Consider the following 18,466-nt stretch of genomic DNA (forward strand, 5'->3'; position numbering starts at 1 on the left):
TCCTTGTGGGCATCGTCACGCGCTATGGGTGCGTACCGTCATTTGCACCCCTGCTACTCATGGGTAACATTCGGGTGGCAGACACCACCATGCCAACGCGGTGATGACATGGCAGGGTCACGAACACACCACGAACGCCCGGCGACCGGACGATCCCGACCGGACGCCCGGTACGTCGCCGCCCGTCCGCAGGAGGTCGAAGAGGACCCATGAACATTGTCGTCCTGGTCAAGCAGGTGCCCGACACCTGGTCCGAGCGCAAGCTCACCGACGCCGACCACACCCTCGACCGCGAATCCGCGGACGCCGTGCTCGACGAGATCAACGAGCGCGCGGTGGAAGAAGCGCTGCTGCTCCAGGAGGCGCACGGCGGCGAGGTGACCGTCGTCGCGATGGGTCCCGACCGCGCCACCGACGCGATCCGCAAGGCGCTCTCCATGGGCGCGGACAAGGCGATCCACGTCTCCGACGAATCCCTGCACGGCTCCGACGTGCTGACCACCGCCAGGGTCCTGGCGAAGGCGATCGGCACGGTCGAGGGCGTCGACCTCGTCATCGCGGGCAACGAGGCCACCGACGGCCGCGCGGGCGCCGTGCCCGCGATCCTGGCCGAGCTGCTGGGCCTGCCCCAGGTCACCCAGGTCCGCAAGGTCACCGTCGAGGGCGGCGTGATCAAGGCCGAGCGGGAGACCGACGAGGGCGTCGCCTTCCTGGAGGCGAACCTGCCCGCCGTGGTCAGCGTGACCGAGAAGATCAACGAGCCGCGCTACCCCTCGTTCAAGGGCATCATGGCGGCCAAGAAGAAGCCCGTCTCGACGCTCACCGTCGCGGACCTCGGGCTGGACGCGGGCGAGGTCGGCCTGGGCGCGGCGTGGTCGCGGGTGCTGGAGGCGGCCCCGAAGCCGCCGCGCGGCGCCGGTCAGCGCGTCGAGGACGCCGGTGACGGTGGTCGGCAGATCGCCGAGTACCTGGTCGGCCAGAAGCTCATCTGAAGGCGAGGAGGGAACAAATGTCTGAGGTCCTGGTCCTCGTCGACCACGTCGACGGCGAGGTCAAGAAGGTCACCCATGAGCTGCTATCCGCCGCGCGCCGTCTCGGCGAGCCGGCCGCGGTGGTGGTCGGATCGCCCGGCACGACGGGCAAGGTGAAGGAGTCCCTGGCCCGCTACGGCGCGGCCAAGGTGTACGTGGCGGAGTCCGACGACGCGGTCAACCACCTGGTGACCCCGAAGGTCGACGCGCTGGCCGCGGTCGCGGGCGCCGGTTCGCCCGCCGCCGTGCTGGTCGCCGCCACCATCGAGGGCCGCGAGGTGGCCGGTCGGCTCGCCGCGCGCCTCGGCTCCGGCCTGCTGGTGGACGTCGTGGACGTCGACGCCGACGGCGTGGGCACCCAGTCGATCTTCGGTGGCGCGTTCATCGTGAAGTCGAAGGTGATCACCGGCGTACCGGTGATCACCGTCCGCCCCGGCGGCGTGGAGGCCGAGGAAGCGCCCGGCGAGGCCGTCGAGGAGGTCGTGGCGCTGCCCGCCGCGGACGCCGCGAAGGTGACCCGCGTGACCGGCCGCGAACCCGTGGTCGGCGGCGACCGCCCCGAGCTGACCGAGGCGTCCGTGGTCGTGTCCGGCGGGCGCGGCGTCGGGTCGGCGGAGAGCTTCGCCGTCGTGGAGAAGCTCGCCGACAGCCTGGGCGCGGCGGTGGGCGCGTCCCGCGCGGCCGTCGACTCCGGCTACTACCCGCACCAGTTCCAGGTGGGCCAGACCGGCAAGACGGTCTCGCCGCAGCTCTACATCGCGCTGGGCATCTCGGGCGCGATCCAGCACCGCGCGGGTATGCAGACGTCGAAGACGATCGTCGCGGTGAACAAGGACGCCGAAGCGCCCATCTTCGAGATCGCGGACTACGGCGTCGTGGGCGACCTGTTCAACGTCGCGCCGCAGCTCACCGAAGAGGTCGACAAGCGCCGCGGCTGATTTCGATCAAGGTTTCGCGATAACGAGGGCCGTTCCGGTTTTCCCACCGGAACGGCCCTCCCGCATTCCAGCACACCAGGGTTTAACCGGCCTGCCACTAATGCGTCATCGGAACGACCTGCTGTCGGTCGCCAACGGGTCGGTACACCAGTTCCATGACGCAGCCTCAACTGCTTGTCAGCACCGGGGACGCCGCCGCCGACGCGCCGCGCTACTCCCTGCTCGTCGCCCGGGACGGCGCCGAGGTGGTGGCCGCGCAGCGACTGCGCCACCAGGTCTTCGCCGGCGAGATGGGCGCCACCCTGCGCTCCCCGGTGGCGGGCCACGACGTCGACCCGTTCGACGAGCACTGCGACCACCTGGTGGTGCGTGACGACCGGACCGGCGAGATCGTCGGCACCTACCGGATGCTGCCGCCCGAGCGGGCCGCCGAGGCGGGCGGGCTGTACTCGGACACCGAGTTCGACCTGACTCGGCTCGCCGCGCTGCGGCCCGGCGTGGTCGAGACCGGCCGCTCCTGCGTCCACCCCGACCACCGCAACGGCGCCGTCGTGTCGCTGGTGTGGGCCGGGATCGCCCGCTACATGCTGTTGTCGGGCCACTCGTGGCTGGTGGGTTGCGCCTCCGTGCCGCTGCACGACGGCGGTTCCTACGCGGCGGGTGTGTGGGACGTGGTGCGTGCCAAGCACTACGCGCCCGAGGAGCACCGCGTGACGCCACGCAAGCCGTGGGACGTGGACGCCGTGCCGCGTCCCGCGAAGGTCGTCCTCCCGCCGCTGCTGAAGGGTTACCTGCGGCTCGGCGCGCGGGTCTGCGGCCGGCCCGCGCTGGACAAGGACTTCGGCGTCGCCGACCTGCTGGTGCTGCTCGGCATGGAGCACGTCGACCAGCGCTACCTGAAGTTCTTCCTCGGGGAGACGGCGTGACCACCGCGCACGCCTGGATGCCGACGTCACCGTGCGGCGACGGGTGCGTGGAGCACCCGGCGCCCGCGGTGGGCGCGTTCCGCCTGGCGTGGCGGGTGTGCGCGGCGGTGACCGTGCTGCTGTGCGGGGTGCTCGTGGCGCTTGGCGTCCCGGTCACCCGCGGCCGGGCCCGGGAAGCCCTGCTGCGCCGGTGGTTCCGCGCCCTGGTGCGGGCGTTCGGCGCGGAGCTGTCGGTGGTCGGCGGTCCCGTGTTCCAGGCGACACCCGGCCGCGGCGTGCTCGTCGTGTCCAACCACGTGTCCTGGCTGGACGAACTGGCCATCGACGCCGTGCAGCCGATCCGCCTGGTGGCCAAGCGGGAGATCCGGGACTGGCCCGTGCTCGGCCGCCTGATCACCGCCGCCCGCACCGTCTACCTGGACCGGGAACGCCTGTCCCGGCTGCCGGCCGCCGTCGCGGAGCTGGCCGGCGCGTTGCGGGAGGGCGCCGCGGTCGGCATCCACGCCGAGGGCACCACGTGGTGCGGCCTCGCCTCCGGCCGCTACCGGCCCGCGTTGTTCCAGGCGGCGCTGGACGCGGGCGTGCCCGTCCGCCCGGTGGTGCTCCGGTACCTCGTGGACGGACGGCCGACGTCGCGGGCGGCGTTCGTCGGGTCCGACACCCTCGTCGGCTCCCTGCTGCGGGTGCTGCGGCTGCGCGGGCTGGTCGTGGAGGTGCACGTGCTGGACGAGGTCGCGCCCGGCCGCGCGTCGACCAGGCGCGAGCTGGCCGCCCTGGTGCAGCGGGAGTCGGAACGCGTGCTGTACGGCGACGACCTGCGCGTGCCGGTGCAACGCGTGCACGGGAGCGCACGGCGGTCCGCGGTCGCCGGTTGAGCCCGGGTGGGGGCGCGGTCGCCTACGCGCCCCCACCCTGCCTTGTCGGGCGCCACCTTGACCTACACCCTGGTCGAGGTTGAAACATGAGGCCGTGACCACGACCGACGCGGGACGAGAGTCCACGCACAAGAGCAGGCTGTGGGCCCCGGAACGCCGGGGACCCACGGCCGGGATCATCCTCCTCGTCACGTTGCTGGCCTTCGAGAACATGGGCGTCAGCACGGCGATGCCGCGCATGGTCGCCGAACTCGACGGCGCGCGGCTCTACGCCTGGCCGTTCCTCGCGTTCCTCGCCGCGAGCGTGATCGCCACGGTCCTCTCCGGGCGCTTCAGCGACCTGCGCGGTCCCCGGCCCAGCCTGCTCGTCGGACCCGCCACGTTCCTGGTCGGCCTGGTCGTGGCGGGGCTCGCGCAGGACATGCCCGTCCTCCTGCTCGGCCGCGTCCTCCAGGGACTCGGCGGCGGCGCGCAGGTGGTCGCCGTCTACGTCCTCATCGGTCTGGTCTACCCGGAGCGCGACCGGCCCGCGGTGTTCGGCCTGCTGGCGAGCGCGTGGGTGGTGCCGTCGCTGGTCGGCCCGGCGGTCGCCGGCTGGTTGACCGAGGCGTTCTCGTGGCGGTGGGTGTTCCTCGGGCTCGCCCCGTTCGTGCTGCTCGGCGTGCTGCTGCTGGTGCCCGTGCTGCGGCACCTGCCGGCGCACCGGCCCGCGTCCGACCAGCGGCGCGGGTTGCCGCTCGCCGCGCTCGCGGCCGGTGCCGGCGTGGTCGGCCTGAGCTGGGCGGCGCAGCACCCGACCGGCGTGCACCTGCTGATCGGCCTGGCCGGGCTGGCGGTGCTCGTGCCCGCGCTGACCGTGCTGCTGCCCAGGGGCACGCTGAAGGCCGCCGCCGGGCTGCCCGCGACCATCCTGGCCCGCGGCCTGCTCGCCGGGTCGTTCTTCGCGGTCGAGGCGTTCATCCCGCTCACCCTGGCGTCCGTGCACGGGTACTCGGCGATCGCCGCCGGCATCCCGCTGACGCTCAGCGCGCTCGGCTGGTCCGGCGCGGCCTGGTGGCAGGCGCGGAAGCCGAACACCCCTCGCGCCACGTTCGTCCGGTGGGGTTTCCTGCTCAACGCCGTGGGCATCGGCGGCGTGACGCTCGTCGCACCCCATTGGGGCCCGGCGTGGATCACGCCCGTCCTGTGGGGGTTGGCCGGGGCGGGCATGGGGCTCGCCATGGCCAGCCTCAGCGTGCTCACGCTGGCCTCGTCCAGCGAGGTCGACCGGGGTTTCAACTCGGCCGCCCTCCAGATCAGCGACATGCTGGGGTCCGCCCTGCTCGTCGGGCTCGGTGGGGTGTTCATCACCACGTTCGCGTCCACCGACGCGCCCACGTCCGCCGTGGTGCCGTTCGACCTGCTGATGGCGGCCGTCTCGCTCCTTGGTGCCGTGCTCACGAGGAGGCTGGGCCGGGCTACCCTGGAGGACTGATGGCCTACTTCGACCATGCCGCCACGACCCCGATGCTCCCCGAGGCGATCGAGGCGATGACCAAGGCGTTGTCCACCACGGGCAACGCCTCGTCGCTGCACACCTCCGGGCGGCGGGCGCGGCGCGCGGTCGAGGAGGCCCGCGAGGACATCGCCGACGCGCTCGGCGCGCGGCCGTCCGAGATCATCTTCACCAGCGGCGGCACGGAGAGCGACAACCTCGCCGTGAAGGGCGTGTACTGGTCGCGGCGGACCGACCGGCGGCGGCGGGTCGTGGCGTCCGGCGTCGAGCACCACGCCGTGCTGGACACCGTGCAGTGGCTGGTCGAGCACGAGGGCGCGGAAGTCACGTGGCTGGAGCCCGACCGGCACGGGCGGATCACCCCCGAGGCGCTGGCGGACGCGCTGGGCGACGACGTCGCCCTGGTGACGGCCATGTGGGCGAACAACGAGGTCGGCACCGTCAACCCGGTGCGCGAGCTGGCGGCGCTGGCGGCCGGTCGCGGCATCCCGTTCCACACCGACGCCGTGCAGGCCGTCGGCGCGGTGCCGGTGGACTTCACGGAGTCCGGCGCGAGCGCGTTGACGCTCACCGGCCACAAGCTCGGCGGACCCTACGGTGTGGGCGTGCTGCTGCTGGGCCGGGACGTGGCGACGACACCGCTGCTGCACGGCGGTGGCCAGGAGCGGGACGTGCGGTCCGGCACGCTGGACGTGCCGGCGGTCGTCGCCCTGGCCGCGGCGGTGCGGCACGCGACGACCGAGCAGCTCGCGCGGGTCGACGAGCTGGCCGCGCTGCGCGACGAGCTGGTGGCGTCCGTGCGGCGGGTCGTGCCGGACGTCGTGCTGAACGGCGACCCGGTGCACCGGCTGCCCGGCAACGCGCACCTGACGTTCCCCGGCTGCGAGGGCGACAGCCTGCTGATGCTGCTGGACGCCAAGGGGATCGAGTGCTCCACCGGCTCGGCGTGCACGGCCGGTGTGGCGCAGCCCAGCCACGTGCTGCTGGCGATGGGCGTGGACCCGGTGGCCGCACGCGGCTCGCTGCGGTTCTCGCTCGGGCACACGTCGACCGCGGCCGAGGTCCGGGAACTGGCCGAGGCGATCGGCCCGGTGGTGGAACGCGCCCGCACGGCGGGCATCGCGGGGATGAAGCGACTCAAGGCGGAGGTGTGAGCGGGATGCGGGTGCTGGCGGCGATGAGCGGCGGGGTGGACTCCGCCGTAGCCGCGGCGCGGGCGGTCGAGGCCGGGCACGACGTGACCGGCGTGCACCTCGCGTTGTCGGCCAAGCCGGGCACGTTGCGCACCGGCGCGCGGGGCTGCTGCACCGTCGAGGACGCGCGGGACGCCCGCCGTGCCGCCGACGTGCTGGGGATCCCGTTCTACGTCTGGGACTTCGCCGAGCGGTTCACCGAGGACGTGGTGGAGGACTTCGTCGCCGAGTACGCGGCGGGTCGGACGCCCAACCCGTGCCTGCGCTGCAACGAGCGGATCAAGTTCGAGGCGTTGCTGGACAAGGCGATCGGGCTCGGCTTCGACGCCGTGTGCACCGGGCACTACGCCCGGCTGTCCACCGCGAGCGGTCGGGTGGAGCTGCGGCGCAGCGCCGACGACGGCAAGGACCAGTCGTACGTGCTGGCGTCGTTGACGCACGAGCAGCTTTCGCACGCCATGTTCCCGCTGGGTGGTTCGACCAAGCCGGAGGTGCGTGCCGAGGCCGCCGCCCGTGGCCTCCAGGTCGCCGAGAAGCCCGACAGCCACGACATCTGCTTCATCCCCGACGGCGACACCCGCGGGTTCCTCACCAAGCGGCTGGGCGAGCAGCCCGGCCTGCTGGTGGACGACGAGACCGGCGCCGTGCTCGGCAAGCACGTCGGGGTGCACGAGTTCACCATCGGTCAGCGCAAGGGCCTGGGCATCGACGCGCCCGCGCCGGACGGCCGCCCCCGGTACGTGTTGTCGCTGGAGCCGGTGAGCGGCACCGTCCGCGTGGGCGCCGCCGAGAAGCTGGCGGTGACCGAGATCGTCGCCGCCCGGCCCGTGACGCGGATCGACTTCGACGGCCCCGTGGAGTGCGTCGCCCAGGTGCGTGCGCACGGCGGGCTCGCGCCGGCGGTGGCCGAGGTCGTCGGCGGTGAGCTGCTGGTGCACCTGCGGGAGCCGTTGAGCGGTGTCGCGCCGGGGCAGGCCGTGGCGGTGTACCGGCCCGACGCGGCCGGTGACCTGGTGCTGGCCAGCGCCACCATCAGCTCGGCAGGCTGATCGCGTTGAACACCGCCGCGCCGGCGAGCAGGAGGGCGTAGGCGGCGCAAGCCGCGACCACGACCCGGGTGCGGCGGCCCTCCGGCCACGGGGTGAAGGTCAGCAGCCAGGCCAGCAGGGGCAGCACCAGCACCCCGTGCATGGCCACGCCGTGGCTCAGCTTCCACGAACCACCGCGCTCGGCGATCATCAGCCCGCCGAACGCCATGGCCACCGCGAGGCTCGCCGCGCCGACCCGCACGGCCCACCGCGTGCTCGGCGGCAGGTGCGCCGCCCGGAACGCCGTCACCACCAACGCGACCACCGCCGCGATCAACGACACCCCGCCGAACGCCAACACCCGCGTGACCGCCGTGTCGAACGCGGTCGCCTCGTTGAAGTGGGACGGCACCCCGCGCCACGCCTGGAGGCTGATCAACGACACCTCCAGCACCGACGCACCGGTGAACACCGCCACCCACACCGGCCGCAGCCGCAGGAGCCCGCCGACCCACGTGTACGTGGCCAGCGTCAACCCGAACGACAGCCCGAACGTCACGGGCTTGCGCCAGGACACCGGCCCCTCCCACGGGCCGCCCGCCACGAAGAACACCGCGAGGTGGCACAACCCGGCCAGGAACAGGACCGCCGCCACCCGGTACGCGACACGTGAAGTCATGTCACCGAATGGTGCTCATCCGCGTTCCTCGCGCCGTCGGTCCGGGAGCGGCTTCGCGTCCTACGTCGGCACGCGTACTCAGGGCGTCCAGTCGGTGTTCGCGCCGCACAGCACGACGCACGCCAACCCCGGCACGCGCCCGTGCAGCCACGCCGCGAACGGCACGGCGGCGGCCGGTTCCACGGCCAACCGGAACTCCTCCCACAGGCGGTCCCGGGCGGCCAGCAGTTCGGCGTCGCTCACGAGCACCGACGACACCGACGCCGACCGCAGCACGTCGAACGGCACGCGACCGACGCGCGTCGCGCCCAGCGCCGACGCCGCCACGGAGTCCACCGCCGAGTCCACCGGCTCGCCGGCCGCCAACGCGTCGTGCAGCGCACGGCAGTTCTCCGGTTCCACGGCCGCCACGTGCCGCCCGGCCAGCGCCGTGCCCGCGGCCAGCCCGCCACCGCCCACGGCGACCGCGATGACCTCCACGTCCGGCGCGTCCGCCACGACCTCCGCCGCCACCGTCCCCTGGCCGGCGATCACGTCCGGGTGGTCGTACGCCTCCACGTAGAACCCGGGCACCTCCCGCGCCGCCGCCACCGCTTCCGCGTACGTCGCACCGACGCGCACCAGCTCCGCGCCCGTCGCCTCGATCCGGCGCACCTTGCCCTCGGGCGCGCCGACCGGCACGTGCACGGTCGCCCGCGCGCCGAGCAGCCGGGCCGCCATCGCCACGCCCAGGCCGTGGTTGCCGCCGGACGCGGTGACCACCCGGTCCGGCACACCCGCCGCGAGCAACGCGTTCACCGCGCCGCGCAGCTTGAACGAACCGGTGAGCTGGAGGTGCTCCAGCTTGAGCAGGACGGGTCGGCCGTCGACCTCCGTCCGCCACAGCGGCGTGCGGCGGACGTGCGGGCGGGTGCGTTCGGCGGCAGCGGCGACGTCGGGGATCACCGCCCCAGGATGCGCCTAGCCGGCGACCCACCTGTAGACCCACATGACCAGCGTCACGGCGCCCACCACGAAGCACAGCAGGACCACGACCAGGCCGAGCAGCACGAGGATGTTGGTGGGCCACGACGAGTCCCGGTCGTCGGCCCGCGCCAGCTCCGCGCGCAGCTGCTCGGACACCGCGCCGCGCAACGCGGCCAACCGGATGCGCGCCGTCTCGGTGGTGGCCTCGCCGCTGACCCAGTTGAGCGCGGCGAGCCGTGCCTCCGGCGTGCGGTAGGCGCGTTCGAACGCCGCCGTCTCCGCCTCGTCGCGCTCGTCGGCGAGGTAGGCCCACCGCCCGGCCTGCGCGGGTTCGCCCAGCACCCGGTACACGTCGGCGAGCCGGTCACGCAGGTCCAACCGGTCCGGGAAGCTGGTGACCAGGCCCACCAGCCGCTGCCGGGCGCGCAGCACGCTCGCCAGGTCGCCGCGCTCGACCTCTGCCGCGACCTTGCGCAGCGTCAGCTCGACAGGCATGAGCCACATGGTCCCAGTCCGCGCAACCATAGGATCCTCCGGTGACCGGGGTGTCTGTGGTGGCGTTCGGCCTGGCCTGGTGGCTCGGTCTGTACCTGGTGGCGCGGAATCCGCGGCGTCCGCTGCTGCGGCGCGCGGCCGTCGGGCTGCTGGCCTACGCGGTGGCGCTCGCCCTGCCGGTGCCACCGGTCGTGTCGGCGGTGCCCGCGGTGGCGTGGACCGGCGCGATCACCTGTTGGCTGCCCGAGCGGTACGACCGGTGGTGGCGGTGGAGCGCGTTGCCGCTGCTGGCGGTGGCCTGGTTCGCGCCGCCCGCGGTGCTGGCGCCCCTGGGGCTCGTGCTGCTGCGGCACGTGCGGGAGAAGCGGGTGCTGCTGAGCGCGGCGACGCTGATGTTCCTGCTCGGTTCGGGGCTGGTGCTCGCCGGGTACGCGCCGTCGGTCTGGTTGACCGCGGCGATCGGCGTGGACCTGCTGGTGCTCGGCCTGCTGGTGGCGGTGCGCGACGCGTTGGACGAGGGCGAGGCGATCCGCGCGGACGTGCTGCGGTCGCTGCTCGCGTCGGCGGGCATGGCGGCCGTGTTCGGCGGACAGGTGGCGTTGTTCCTGGACGACCGCCTGACGCCGCTGCTGTACGGCACGGTCGCCGCCGCCATCGCGTTGCAGGTGCTGGCGAACCCGCTGGCGGCGCTCGTGGACCGGGTGGCCGTGCCCGACGTGGCGCAGGACCGCGCCGAACTGCGGGCCGCCGCCGAGGCCCTGCCGAAGCTCGACCGGCGGACCGCGTTGGGCGACATCGACTTCGTGAAGTCCACCCGGGCCGCGTTGAGCGCTTACGGCGACCTCGGGAAACTCGTCGCCAACCCGTTGACGCGGTTGCCCGAGATCGATTCCCGGCTCGCCGCGCGTGGTGCTCCGGACCAGCCGCTGGAACGGGCGGCGGAGTTGAAGGCGTTGCTCGCGGAAGGCATCCAACGGCTCAAACCGCGGGACGGCGAATTCGGCACCAGTGACGAGTGGCGGCACTACAACGCGCTGTACTTCTACTACGTGGTGGGTGTTCGCCCGTATTCCCGGCGCACCAAGCGGGAAGACCTCGACGCGACCGCCCGGAAGGCGTTGGCGTGGTTCGTCAACCAGGTGCCGGAGCGGACCCTGCACAACTGGCAGAACGCGGGTGCGAAACTCGTCGCCGCCGACCTCGCGCGGGGCGTCCCGGTGGATTAGCCCAGGTCGACGTGCTGGAACCGGCAGTGGTTGGCAGCGTTTGACGTCGTGCCGGCAGCGTTCCCGGGCCTAGCTTCGGTGCCATGACGACAGTTCAGGTTCGCAATGGTGGTCTGCTCCGGTTCGCCCTCAAGCTCGACGGCGTCGCGTCGGGCGGACTGGGTGTGCTGGCGCTGCTGGTTGATTTGCCGCTGGGTTTGCCCCGTGGTCTCGTGGTCGGTCTCGGCGCGTTCCTCGTGGCTTACGGCGTGGGCGTTTTCCTGCTCGGCGTGAAACCGGTCCGGCCGTTGGTCGGCGTGGTGGTCGTGGGCAACCTGGTGTGGGTTTCGGACAGTTTCCTGACGGCGTTCGCGGGCTGGTTCCCGGTGACCGGGCTCGGTGTTCTGCTGATCGTCGCGCAAGCGGTGGCGGTGCTGGGTTTCGTGGTGCTCCAGGTGCTCGGCCTGCGGCGCGCCTAGGGCTGTCCGCGCAGGGTCCGGCTCCGGCCGCGGAACTCCGCCACCACCTCGTCACCCCGGCGCACGGTGATGTCGTAGATCCCGCTCCGCCCGAACCGGACCCGCTCCGCGGCCGTGGCCACCAGTTCGTCCCCCACGTGCACGGGCAGCAGGAAGTCGATCTCCGCCTGCGCCGCGACCGTCACCGACCCGGGGCGGTTGCAGGCGCAGGCGAAGGCCGTGTCGGCAAGCAGGAACACGTAGCCGCCGTGCGCGATGCCGTGCCCGTTGATCATCCGGTCGGTGATCGTCATGGTGAGCGTGGCGGAGCCGTCCGCCAGGTCGAGCGCCTTGATGCCCAGAGCGGTCGACGCGGCGTCGTTGGCGAGCATCTGCGCGGGTCCGTCCATGATTCGCACCCTAGGCGACAGGGGGAGCCGGTGTCCCGGACTGCCTGCCACGCGCCGCGGCCGGGTGCGGGCTACCGGGATCGGCAGCCCGCACCCGGCCGCGGCGGGCAGGGGAACTCCGGGTGGCCCGTCAGGCGGTGAAGCCCTTGAAGATGTTGGTGAACTCGTACTGCGACTGGGCGATGCTGCTGCACGTGGGGGAGATGCCGCCGCCCGGGCAGGAGCCGTTGTCGCGGCCCACCGACCAGAAGCCCAGCAGGCCGATGCGGTTGCTGTTGGCCCACGAGACGAGCTTGTTGGCGTGTGCCTGGGTGAAGATCTTGCCGTTGAAGTTGCGGCCGATCATGGGGGTCACGCCGAGCAGCCGCTTGAGTTCGGCGTCGGACTTGCCGGGCCAGATCTGCTTCATCTGCCGCAGCGACGCCTCGGCCGCGGCGATCACCGCGTCGCCCCAGTCGGCACGCGAGGAACCGAACTCCATGGTCATCGGGTTCACCAGCACGGTGAGGCCCTTGGCCGCCGCGTTCTGGAGGATCTGCACCGAGTACGGGTCCATGCCGTAGTCGTCGCCCTGCACGCGCATCGTGTAGCTGATGGCCGTGCCGCGCTCGGTCTGCAACTTCTTCAACGCCGTGTTGACGAGGTCGTGCGGGATGGACGCTTCGACGTCCACGTCCAAGTGGTTGCTGCCCACGGCGTCCAGGACCTTCTTGTACGCCCCGACCAGAGCGTCCGCAGTGGAGCAGGTGTACTCCAGGTACGGACCCGCGGCACCGCCGGTGGCGACGATGACGTCACCGCCGAGCGCCTTCAACGCCTTGACGTCGTTGATGATCCGGCTGTCGTTCAACGGGATGGTGCCACCCCACGCGGGGTTGCAGCCGGAGCTGTCCGCCAGCGCGAACGCCAGCGTGAAGACCTTCTGCCCGGTCGCCCTGGCCACCGACTCCAACGACGGCGTCGGCATCGTGATGTCCACGTACGGCGCGGACTTGATGCTGCCCGTGGGCGGGTTGTCCGTCGTGGTCGTGGTGGTGGTCGAAGTAGTGGTGGTGGTCGTGGTGGTGGTCGTCGTCTGCCCACCACCCGCGCACGGCTGCCCGTTGAGCTTGCAGTTGCTCGGCAGGCCGGTCCCGTTCACCAGGAACCCGAACGACGTCGACGCGCCCGCTGCCACGGAGCCGTTGTACTCGCGGCTGCTGAACGTGTGGTGGTCGCCGGAACTGGTCAGCGTCGCGTCCCAGTAGGACCCGGGCTTGCTGCCCGCCGGCAGGTCGAACTCCAACTTCCACGAGGTCAGCGCGCTGCTGCCCGCGGTGATCGTGTACTTGCCCTGGTACCCGGAGCCCCACGTGGCCTCCTGGGTGAAGGCGGCGGTCGGGCTCGCCGCGGCGCCCGCCGGGGCGGTGAGGACGAGACCGGTGGCCAGCACGGCGGTCACGCCGGCCGCCAGGGCCGCCAGTCCTTTGCGCTTGTTCGACATCGCACTTGCTCCCGTGGCAGGGGGACGGGGGTTGGAAGTGGTGCGGGAGCGCGGGGCGCGGCACGCCCCCACACCACGTCGCGTGCGGTGCGTCGCAACTGTCGGCACCGACACAGTGACGGTAGGTGGCCTAGACCACCTCGTCAATGGGTCTAGACCTTTTCTCTCGAACGGGGCCGGCGCGGCCGGGGTGGGAGACTGTGCGCCGTGGATGCCTCACCCTGGCCCGCCGGCGCCGCGACCGGTATCGGATCGCTGCCCGGAGTCGACCCGCTGGAAGCCGCGCGGATCGTGCTCGGCGAACTCCCCGACCTGCCCCACCTGCCCGAACTGCCCGCGCGCGGTGTCGGCGCGGACGTCATCGGCCGCACCGCCGGCCTGCTGGTCGACCTGCCGGTGGAGGTGGTGGCGTCCGGCTACCGGACCGCCGCGCACCCCGGGCGCGACCACCGGCGCGCGGTGGACCTGCTCCGCCACGACCTCGACGCGTTCGAGGAGGCGGCCGACGGCCTCGCGCCGGCAACGGTGAAAATCCAGGCGGCCGGGCCGTGGACGCTCACCGCCAACGTGGAGCTGGCACGCGGGCACCGCGTGCTGACCGACCGGGGCGCGTTGCGGGAGTTCGCCGAATCGCTCACCGAGGGCCTCAACCGGCACGTGGCGGAGGTGGCGAAGCGGACCGGCGCGCGGGTGCTCGTCCAGCTCGACGAACCCTCGCTGCCCGCCGTGCTGCGCGGCCTGCTGCCCACGCCGTCGAAGCTCGGCACGGTGCCCGCCGTGCCCGAGCCGGAGGCACGCGCGGTGCTGGAGTCCGTGATCGAGGGCGTCGCGGCGGACGTGGTCGTGCACTGCTGCGCGCCCCGGCCGCCGATCTCGCTGCTGCGCGGCGCGGGCGCGCGTGCCGTCGCGTTCGACGTGTCGGTGCTCGACCCGGCGTTGTGGGACGAGGTCGGCGAGGCGTGGGAGGAGCGCGCGACGTTGTTCCTCGGCCTCACGCCGAGCACCGACCCGGGCCGCCCGGCGGACCTGCGCGGCGTCGCCCGGCCGGCGCTGGAGCTGGTGGACCGCCTCGGTTTCCCGCGCGCCATCCTCGGCACGCACGCCGTGCCGACGCCCTCCTGCGGGCTGGCCGGCGCGAGCGCCGCGTGGGTGCGCCGCGCGTTGTCGCTCACCCGCGACCTGGGCAAGGCGTTCGTGGAACCGCCCGAGGGCTGGTGACCGCACCGGCCGGCGGCTAGTCTTCCCGCAATTAGGCAAGTCTCTTAACTTGAGGCCACCGCCGCCGGCCGGAGTGGAGGTTCCGTTGCGGTTCCCACGTTGGCTGCCGGTGCTCACCCTGATCGGTTCCGTCGCGGTGGCGGCGCCCGCGCAGGCCGCGCCGACCGGTGCGCAGCTTCGGCTCGACCAGGTCGGCTACGGCACGGCCGAGGCGAAGCGGGCGTACCTGATGTCGCCCGCGGCGGTGTCCGGGCAGTTCTCCGTCATCGACGAGCGCGGGCGCACCGCGTGGTCCGGCCGCGTCGGCGGGTCGCTCGGCGCGTGGAGCGCGAAGTACCGCGCCGTGCAGCCGATCGACTTCACCGGCCTGGAGCGGGCGGGCACGTACCGGGTGCGGGCGGCGGGCACGACGTCGCCGCCGTTCCGCGTCGGCCGCGACCTGTTCGGCCCGGTCGCCGACCGCACCGTCGAGTTCTTCCAGGCGCAGCGGGACGGCGCGGACGTCGTGCCCGGACGGCTCGGTCGCGAGCCCGCCCACCTCGCCGACCGCTCCGCGACCGTGTACGCCACACCCGTGTTCCGCGGCGACGGCGGTGACGAACTGGCCGAACCGCTGCGGCCGACGGACGTCCGGGTCGACGTCGAGGGCGGCTGGTTCGACGCGGGCGACTTCGTGAAGTTCACCCACGCCTCGGCGTACGCGACGGCGTCCCTGCTGTTCGCGCGGCGCGAGCGGGCCAACCCGGCGCTGGACGCCGAGTCCCGGTTCGGCCTGCGCTGGCTGGACAAGGTGTGGGACGCCGACGCGAAGGTCCTCTACGCGCAGGTCGGCATCGGCACCGGCAGCCCCGAGCACGGTTTCGTGGGCGACCACGACGTGTGGCGGCTGCCCGAGGCCGACGACGCGTTGGACGTGCGGCCGGGCGACGAGAAGTTCTTCATCAAGCACCGCCCCGTGTTCCGGGCCAACGAGCCGGGCGAGCGGATCAGCCCCAACCTGGTCGGCCGGGTGACCGCGGCGTTCGCGTTGTCCGCCCAGCTGGAGGCGCGCCACGACCCGCGCCTGGCCCGCGCCCACCTGGAGCGGGCGGCGTCGTTGTTCGCGTTGGCCAAGACCGAGGGCGTGGGCGAGCTGGTGACGGCGTTCCCGCACGCCTACTACCCCGAGGACTCGTGGGCCGACGACATGGAGTTCGGGGCGACGCAGCTCGCGCTGGCCGGTCGGGCGCTGCACGACCCGCGTGCCGCGGGCTGGGCGCGGGCCGCGACCCATTGGGCCGCCGTCTACCTCAAGAGCGGTGACACCGACACGCTCAACGTCTACAACACCAGCGCGCTCGGCCACTACGACCTGGTCCGCCTGCTGCGCGCGGGCGTGCCGGGCGCGGAGGTGACCGAGGCGCAGGTGCTCGGCGACCTGCGGCGGCAGCTCCGGTCCGGGGTGGACGCGGCGGCACGCAGCCCCTTCCGCACGGCGGCCGACGTGGCGGCGTTCGACGTGGCGACGCGGAGCTTCGGCTTCGCCGCCACGGCCCGGCTGCACCGGGAGCTGACCGGTGACCGGAGCTACGACGCGTTCGGCGTGGGGCAGCGCAACTTCGCGCTCGGCGCGAACGCGTGGGGCACCACCCTCGTCGTCGGCGTCGGCAGCCGGTTCCCGGAGTGCCCGCACCACCAGGCGGCGAACCTCGCGGGTGGCGGTCACCGGGTGCTGGTGGGCGCGGTGATCAACGGGCCGAACGCGGCGGCGTTGTTCGACGGGCTCGGTGAGCTGCCCGACGGCGCGGTGCCGTGCGCGCGGTCGTACCCGGCGGAGTTCGACTCGGCCACGTCCCGGTTCCTGGACGAGCTGCGCTCGTGGCCGAGTTCGGAGCCGGCGATCGACTTCACGGCGACTGCGGCGGTGGCGTTCACCCTGTCCTGAGGCGTGTCCCCCCGGCGCGGCGAGACGCGCCGGGGGGACACGATCGCTTTCGGGGCGGGAGAACCCGCTGGCGGGGAAGACGAAGCGGACCACCAGCGGCTCTACCCCGAAGAGGAACCACTCCCGCTCGCGCGGGAAAGGCCGCACGTTGGTGTTCCGGGCGAACTGGAAGACCGGGGCACCCCCGCTCGTGCGGGGAAGACATCCAGGCCGCCACTCAGGGCCAGAGCATCGTGGGAGCACCCCCGCCCGCGCGGGGAAGACCGGAGGTCGACCAGGCGGACCCAGTCTGCGGACGGAGCACCCCCGCTCGCGCGGGGAAGACCATCTTCCGGTGCGGCGACGCCCCGGAGTGAAGGGAGCACCCCCGCTCGCGCGGGGAAGACGGTGGTGCCGTCCAAGGGCGGGCGGCGACGAGGGAACACCCCCGCTCGCGCGGAGAAGACCTGCGGTCCGGCTCCGCCAACTCGCCCATCAGCGGAGCACCCCCGCTCGCGCGGGGAAGACAGCAGGGGCGTGCCGGGCGGGGTGGCGTCGGTCGGAGCACCCCCGCTCGCGCAGGGAAGACACTTGTTGACCTGTGGTTTTTCAGTGAGATGGGGCGGTTTTCATTCGGTTCCTCATCGTCTCGTTATGGCCTGTGAGGGCCGTTGCACGGCGGAGCGCGCGCCCCGTTGCCGGTGTTGAGGGCTTAGAGGCGTTCGAACGGCTCCGCGTACCGGAACGGTCCGCGCTGTCCCCGGTAGGAGTGCAGGGTCCGCACCTGGAAGTACGGCCCCCACTCCGCCACCGGCGGTGTCACGGCGAGGGTCTCGGCGGGCCGGAAGCCGAACCTCCCGTAGTAGGCGGGCTCGCCGAGCAAAGCCACCAGCGGCTCGTTCAGGGCGTCGGCCGCGCCGAGCACGGCGTGCACCAGCGCCGACCCGACACCACGCCGCTGGTGGTCCGGGTGGACGCCGAGCGGTCCGAGGCCGAGGGCCGGTTCGCCTGCCACGGTCGCCCGTGTGCACACCACGTGCCCCACGATCTCGCCGGTCGGCGCTTCGGCCACCAGCGACAGGGCCGGCAACCAGCCCGCGTCGGCACGCAGCTCGGTCACCAGCCACGCCTCGCCACCGGGCCGGGCCGCGAACGCGGCGTCGGTCACGGCGGTGATCGCCGCGACGTCGTCGGGTGTCTCACGTCTGATCAGCACCGCGCGAGCCTACGGCGTGGCCAGGTGCACGCCCGCGGGCATCTCCGCACCACGCAGGAAACCCAGCAGGACGCTCTGGAACGCGCGCGCGGCCGAGGTGGGCGCCACGTCCGTCCGGTGCGCCAGGCCCACCGTCCGGGTGCTGCTCGGCGCGAGCGGCGTGCCGTGCAGCGACCGGGTGGCGAGCACCGTGCTCGGCACGATCGCCACGCCCAGCCCGACCTCCACGAACCGCAGCACGGCGTCCATCTCGCCGCCCTCCACGGCGAACTGCGGCTCGAAACCCGCGCCGCGGCACGCGGCGAGCGTCGTGTCGCGCAGGTCGTAGCCGGGGCGGAACATCACCAGCGGGTGGTCGGCCAGTTCCGTTATGCGCAGCCGCGGCACGCCGAGCGGGCGCGCGGAGGCGACGACCAGCTCCTCCCGCAGCACCGGCACGACGGTGAGCGCGCGGTTCGCGTCCGCCGGCGACACGATCACCAGCGCCAGGTCCAGGTCGCCCGCCTCCAGCGCGCTCACCAGATCCCGCGACCCGCCCTCGGTGACGGTGACGCGGATGCCCGGGTGCGCGTCGTGGTAACGCTTGATGACGTCGGCGAACAGGCTCCCGCACAGGCTGGGCGTCGCGCCGACCCGCACCCGGCCGCGCTTGAGCCCGACGAGTTCGGCGACCTCCAGGCGCGCGGTGTCCACATCGGACAGGATGCGGCTCGCCACCGGCAGCAGCGCCTCGCCCGCGGGCGTCAGCGCGATGTTGCCGCGGGCCCGGCTGAACAGCTCGGCGCCGAGTTCCCGCTCCAGCGCGTGGATCTGCTTGGACAGTGAGGGCTGCGCCACACGCACCTCCTCGGCGGCCTTGGTGAAGTGCCGCGTCCGAGCCACTGCCAGGAAGTATGCGAGCTGCTGGAGCGTCATAGCCCCAGGCTATCGTCCGGAAGCTCACGATG

The 18,466-nt window shown here is 73.1% G+C and carries 18 protein-coding genes; 11 read left to right on the forward strand and 7 right to left on the reverse strand.

Features of this window, described 5'->3' with window-relative positions:
* Positions 1-209: 209 nt before the first annotated feature.
* From KZQ38_RS05215 to mnmA, 7 genes are all read left to right on the forward strand, one after another.
* On the forward strand, positions 210-992 hold the full coding sequence (locus tag KZQ38_RS05215; RefSeq protein ID WP_219438877.1) for an electron transfer flavoprotein subunit beta/FixA family protein: 783 nt from the start codon (positions 210-212) through the stop codon (positions 990-992).
* A 17-nt stretch (positions 993-1,009) separates the two neighbouring features.
* Entirely contained in the window at positions 1,010-1,969 is a 960-nt protein-coding gene (locus tag KZQ38_RS05220) for an electron transfer flavoprotein subunit alpha/FixB family protein (RefSeq protein ID WP_219438879.1), read from the forward strand.
* 155 nt (positions 1,970-2,124) lie between these two features.
* Complete coding sequence (locus KZQ38_RS05225; RefSeq protein WP_219438881.1) at positions 2,125-2,895, forward strand: GNAT family N-acetyltransferase; 771 nt, start codon at positions 2,125-2,127, stop codon at positions 2,893-2,895.
* The gene (locus KZQ38_RS05230; RefSeq protein WP_219438883.1) at positions 2,892-3,770 is read left to right on the forward strand and encodes a lysophospholipid acyltransferase family protein; all 879 of its coding nucleotides are present in this window, start codon (positions 2,892-2,894) and stop codon (positions 3,768-3,770) included. The genes KZQ38_RS05225 and KZQ38_RS05230 overlap by 4 nt, the downstream gene beginning before the upstream one ends.
* Before the next feature lie 94 nt (positions 3,771-3,864).
* Complete coding sequence (locus KZQ38_RS05235) at positions 3,865-5,244, forward strand: MFS transporter (protein ID WP_219438898.1); 1,380 nt, start codon at positions 3,865-3,867, stop codon at positions 5,242-5,244.
* Positions 5,244-6,419 carry a cysteine desulfurase family protein gene (locus tag KZQ38_RS05240; protein WP_219438900.1) on the forward strand — a complete coding sequence of 392 codons (1,176 nt, stop codon included), beginning with the start codon at positions 5,244-5,246 and terminating at the stop codon, positions 6,417-6,419. Before KZQ38_RS05235 ends, KZQ38_RS05240 begins: the two co-directional genes overlap by 1 nt.
* A 5-nt stretch (positions 6,420-6,424) precedes the next feature.
* Complete coding sequence (gene mnmA / locus KZQ38_RS05245) at positions 6,425-7,507, forward strand: tRNA 2-thiouridine(34) synthase MnmA (RefSeq protein ID WP_219439416.1); 1,083 nt, start codon at positions 6,425-6,427, stop codon at positions 7,505-7,507.
* On the opposite strand, the gene KZQ38_RS05250 is transcribed toward mnmA, so the two are convergent.
* From KZQ38_RS05250 to KZQ38_RS05260, 3 genes are all read right to left on the reverse strand, one after another.
* Positions 7,491-8,165, reverse strand: coding sequence for a hypothetical protein (locus tag KZQ38_RS05250; RefSeq protein WP_219438902.1), 675 nt, complete (start codon positions 8,163-8,165; stop codon positions 7,491-7,493). The genes mnmA and KZQ38_RS05250 overlap by 17 nt on opposite strands.
* 78 nt (positions 8,166-8,243) lie before the next feature.
* A complete protein-coding gene (locus KZQ38_RS05255; protein WP_219438904.1) occupies positions 8,244-9,110 on the reverse strand; it encodes a serine/threonine dehydratase in 867 nt (288 codons plus the stop codon).
* Positions 9,111-9,125: 15 nt separating this feature from the next.
* On the reverse strand, positions 9,126-9,626 hold the full coding sequence (locus KZQ38_RS05260; RefSeq protein WP_219438906.1) for a DUF6584 family protein: 501 nt from the start codon (positions 9,624-9,626) through the stop codon (positions 9,126-9,128).
* A 41-nt stretch (positions 9,627-9,667) separates the two neighbouring features.
* On the opposite strand from KZQ38_RS05260, the gene KZQ38_RS05265 reads away from it, so the two are divergent.
* Positions 9,668-10,852, forward strand: a complete 1,185-nt coding sequence (locus KZQ38_RS05265) for a hypothetical protein (RefSeq protein WP_219438908.1) — start codon at positions 9,668-9,670, stop codon at positions 10,850-10,852.
* A gap of 83 nt (positions 10,853-10,935) precedes the next feature.
* Positions 10,936-11,310: a hypothetical protein gene (locus tag KZQ38_RS05270; RefSeq protein WP_219438910.1), complete on the forward strand. Its 375-nt coding sequence runs from the start codon at positions 10,936-10,938 to the stop codon at positions 11,308-11,310.
* Here the strand turns inward: KZQ38_RS05270 and paaI are convergent.
* A complete protein-coding gene (paaI, locus tag KZQ38_RS05275) occupies positions 11,307-11,699 on the reverse strand; it encodes a hydroxyphenylacetyl-CoA thioesterase PaaI (RefSeq protein ID WP_257900599.1) in 393 nt (130 codons plus the stop codon). The genes KZQ38_RS05270 and paaI overlap by 4 nt on opposite strands.
* A 130-nt stretch (positions 11,700-11,829) precedes the next feature.
* On the reverse strand, positions 11,830-13,182 hold the full coding sequence (locus KZQ38_RS05280; RefSeq protein WP_219438912.1) for a cellulose binding domain-containing protein: 1,353 nt from the start codon (positions 13,180-13,182) through the stop codon (positions 11,830-11,832).
* 207 nt (positions 13,183-13,389) lie between these two features.
* Here KZQ38_RS05280 and KZQ38_RS05285 point away from each other — a divergent pair, with 207 nt between their 5' ends.
* A complete protein-coding gene (locus KZQ38_RS05285; RefSeq protein ID WP_219438915.1) occupies positions 13,390-14,400 on the forward strand; it encodes a methionine synthase in 1,011 nt (336 codons plus the stop codon).
* Between the two features lie 85 nt (positions 14,401-14,485).
* Positions 14,486-16,324, forward strand: coding sequence for a glycoside hydrolase family 9 protein (locus KZQ38_RS05290; RefSeq protein WP_219438916.1), 1,839 nt, complete (start codon positions 14,486-14,488; stop codon positions 16,322-16,324).
* A gap of 691 nt (positions 16,325-17,015) precedes the next feature.
* Here the strand turns inward: KZQ38_RS05290 and KZQ38_RS05295 are convergent.
* Complete coding sequence (locus KZQ38_RS05295; RefSeq protein WP_219438918.1) at positions 17,016-17,519, reverse strand: GNAT family N-acetyltransferase; 504 nt, start codon at positions 17,517-17,519, stop codon at positions 17,016-17,018.
* A 9-nt stretch (positions 17,520-17,528) separates the two neighbouring features.
* Positions 17,529-18,434 carry a LysR family transcriptional regulator gene (locus KZQ38_RS05300; RefSeq protein WP_219438921.1) on the reverse strand — a complete coding sequence of 302 codons (906 nt, stop codon included), beginning with the start codon at positions 18,432-18,434 and terminating at the stop codon, positions 17,529-17,531.
* Positions 18,435-18,466 lie beyond the last annotated feature (32 nt).

The sequence above is a fragment of the Saccharothrix obliqua genome (assembly GCF_019375475.1).
Taxonomy (GTDB): domain Bacteria; phylum Actinomycetota; class Actinomycetes; order Mycobacteriales; family Pseudonocardiaceae; genus Actinosynnema; species Actinosynnema obliqua.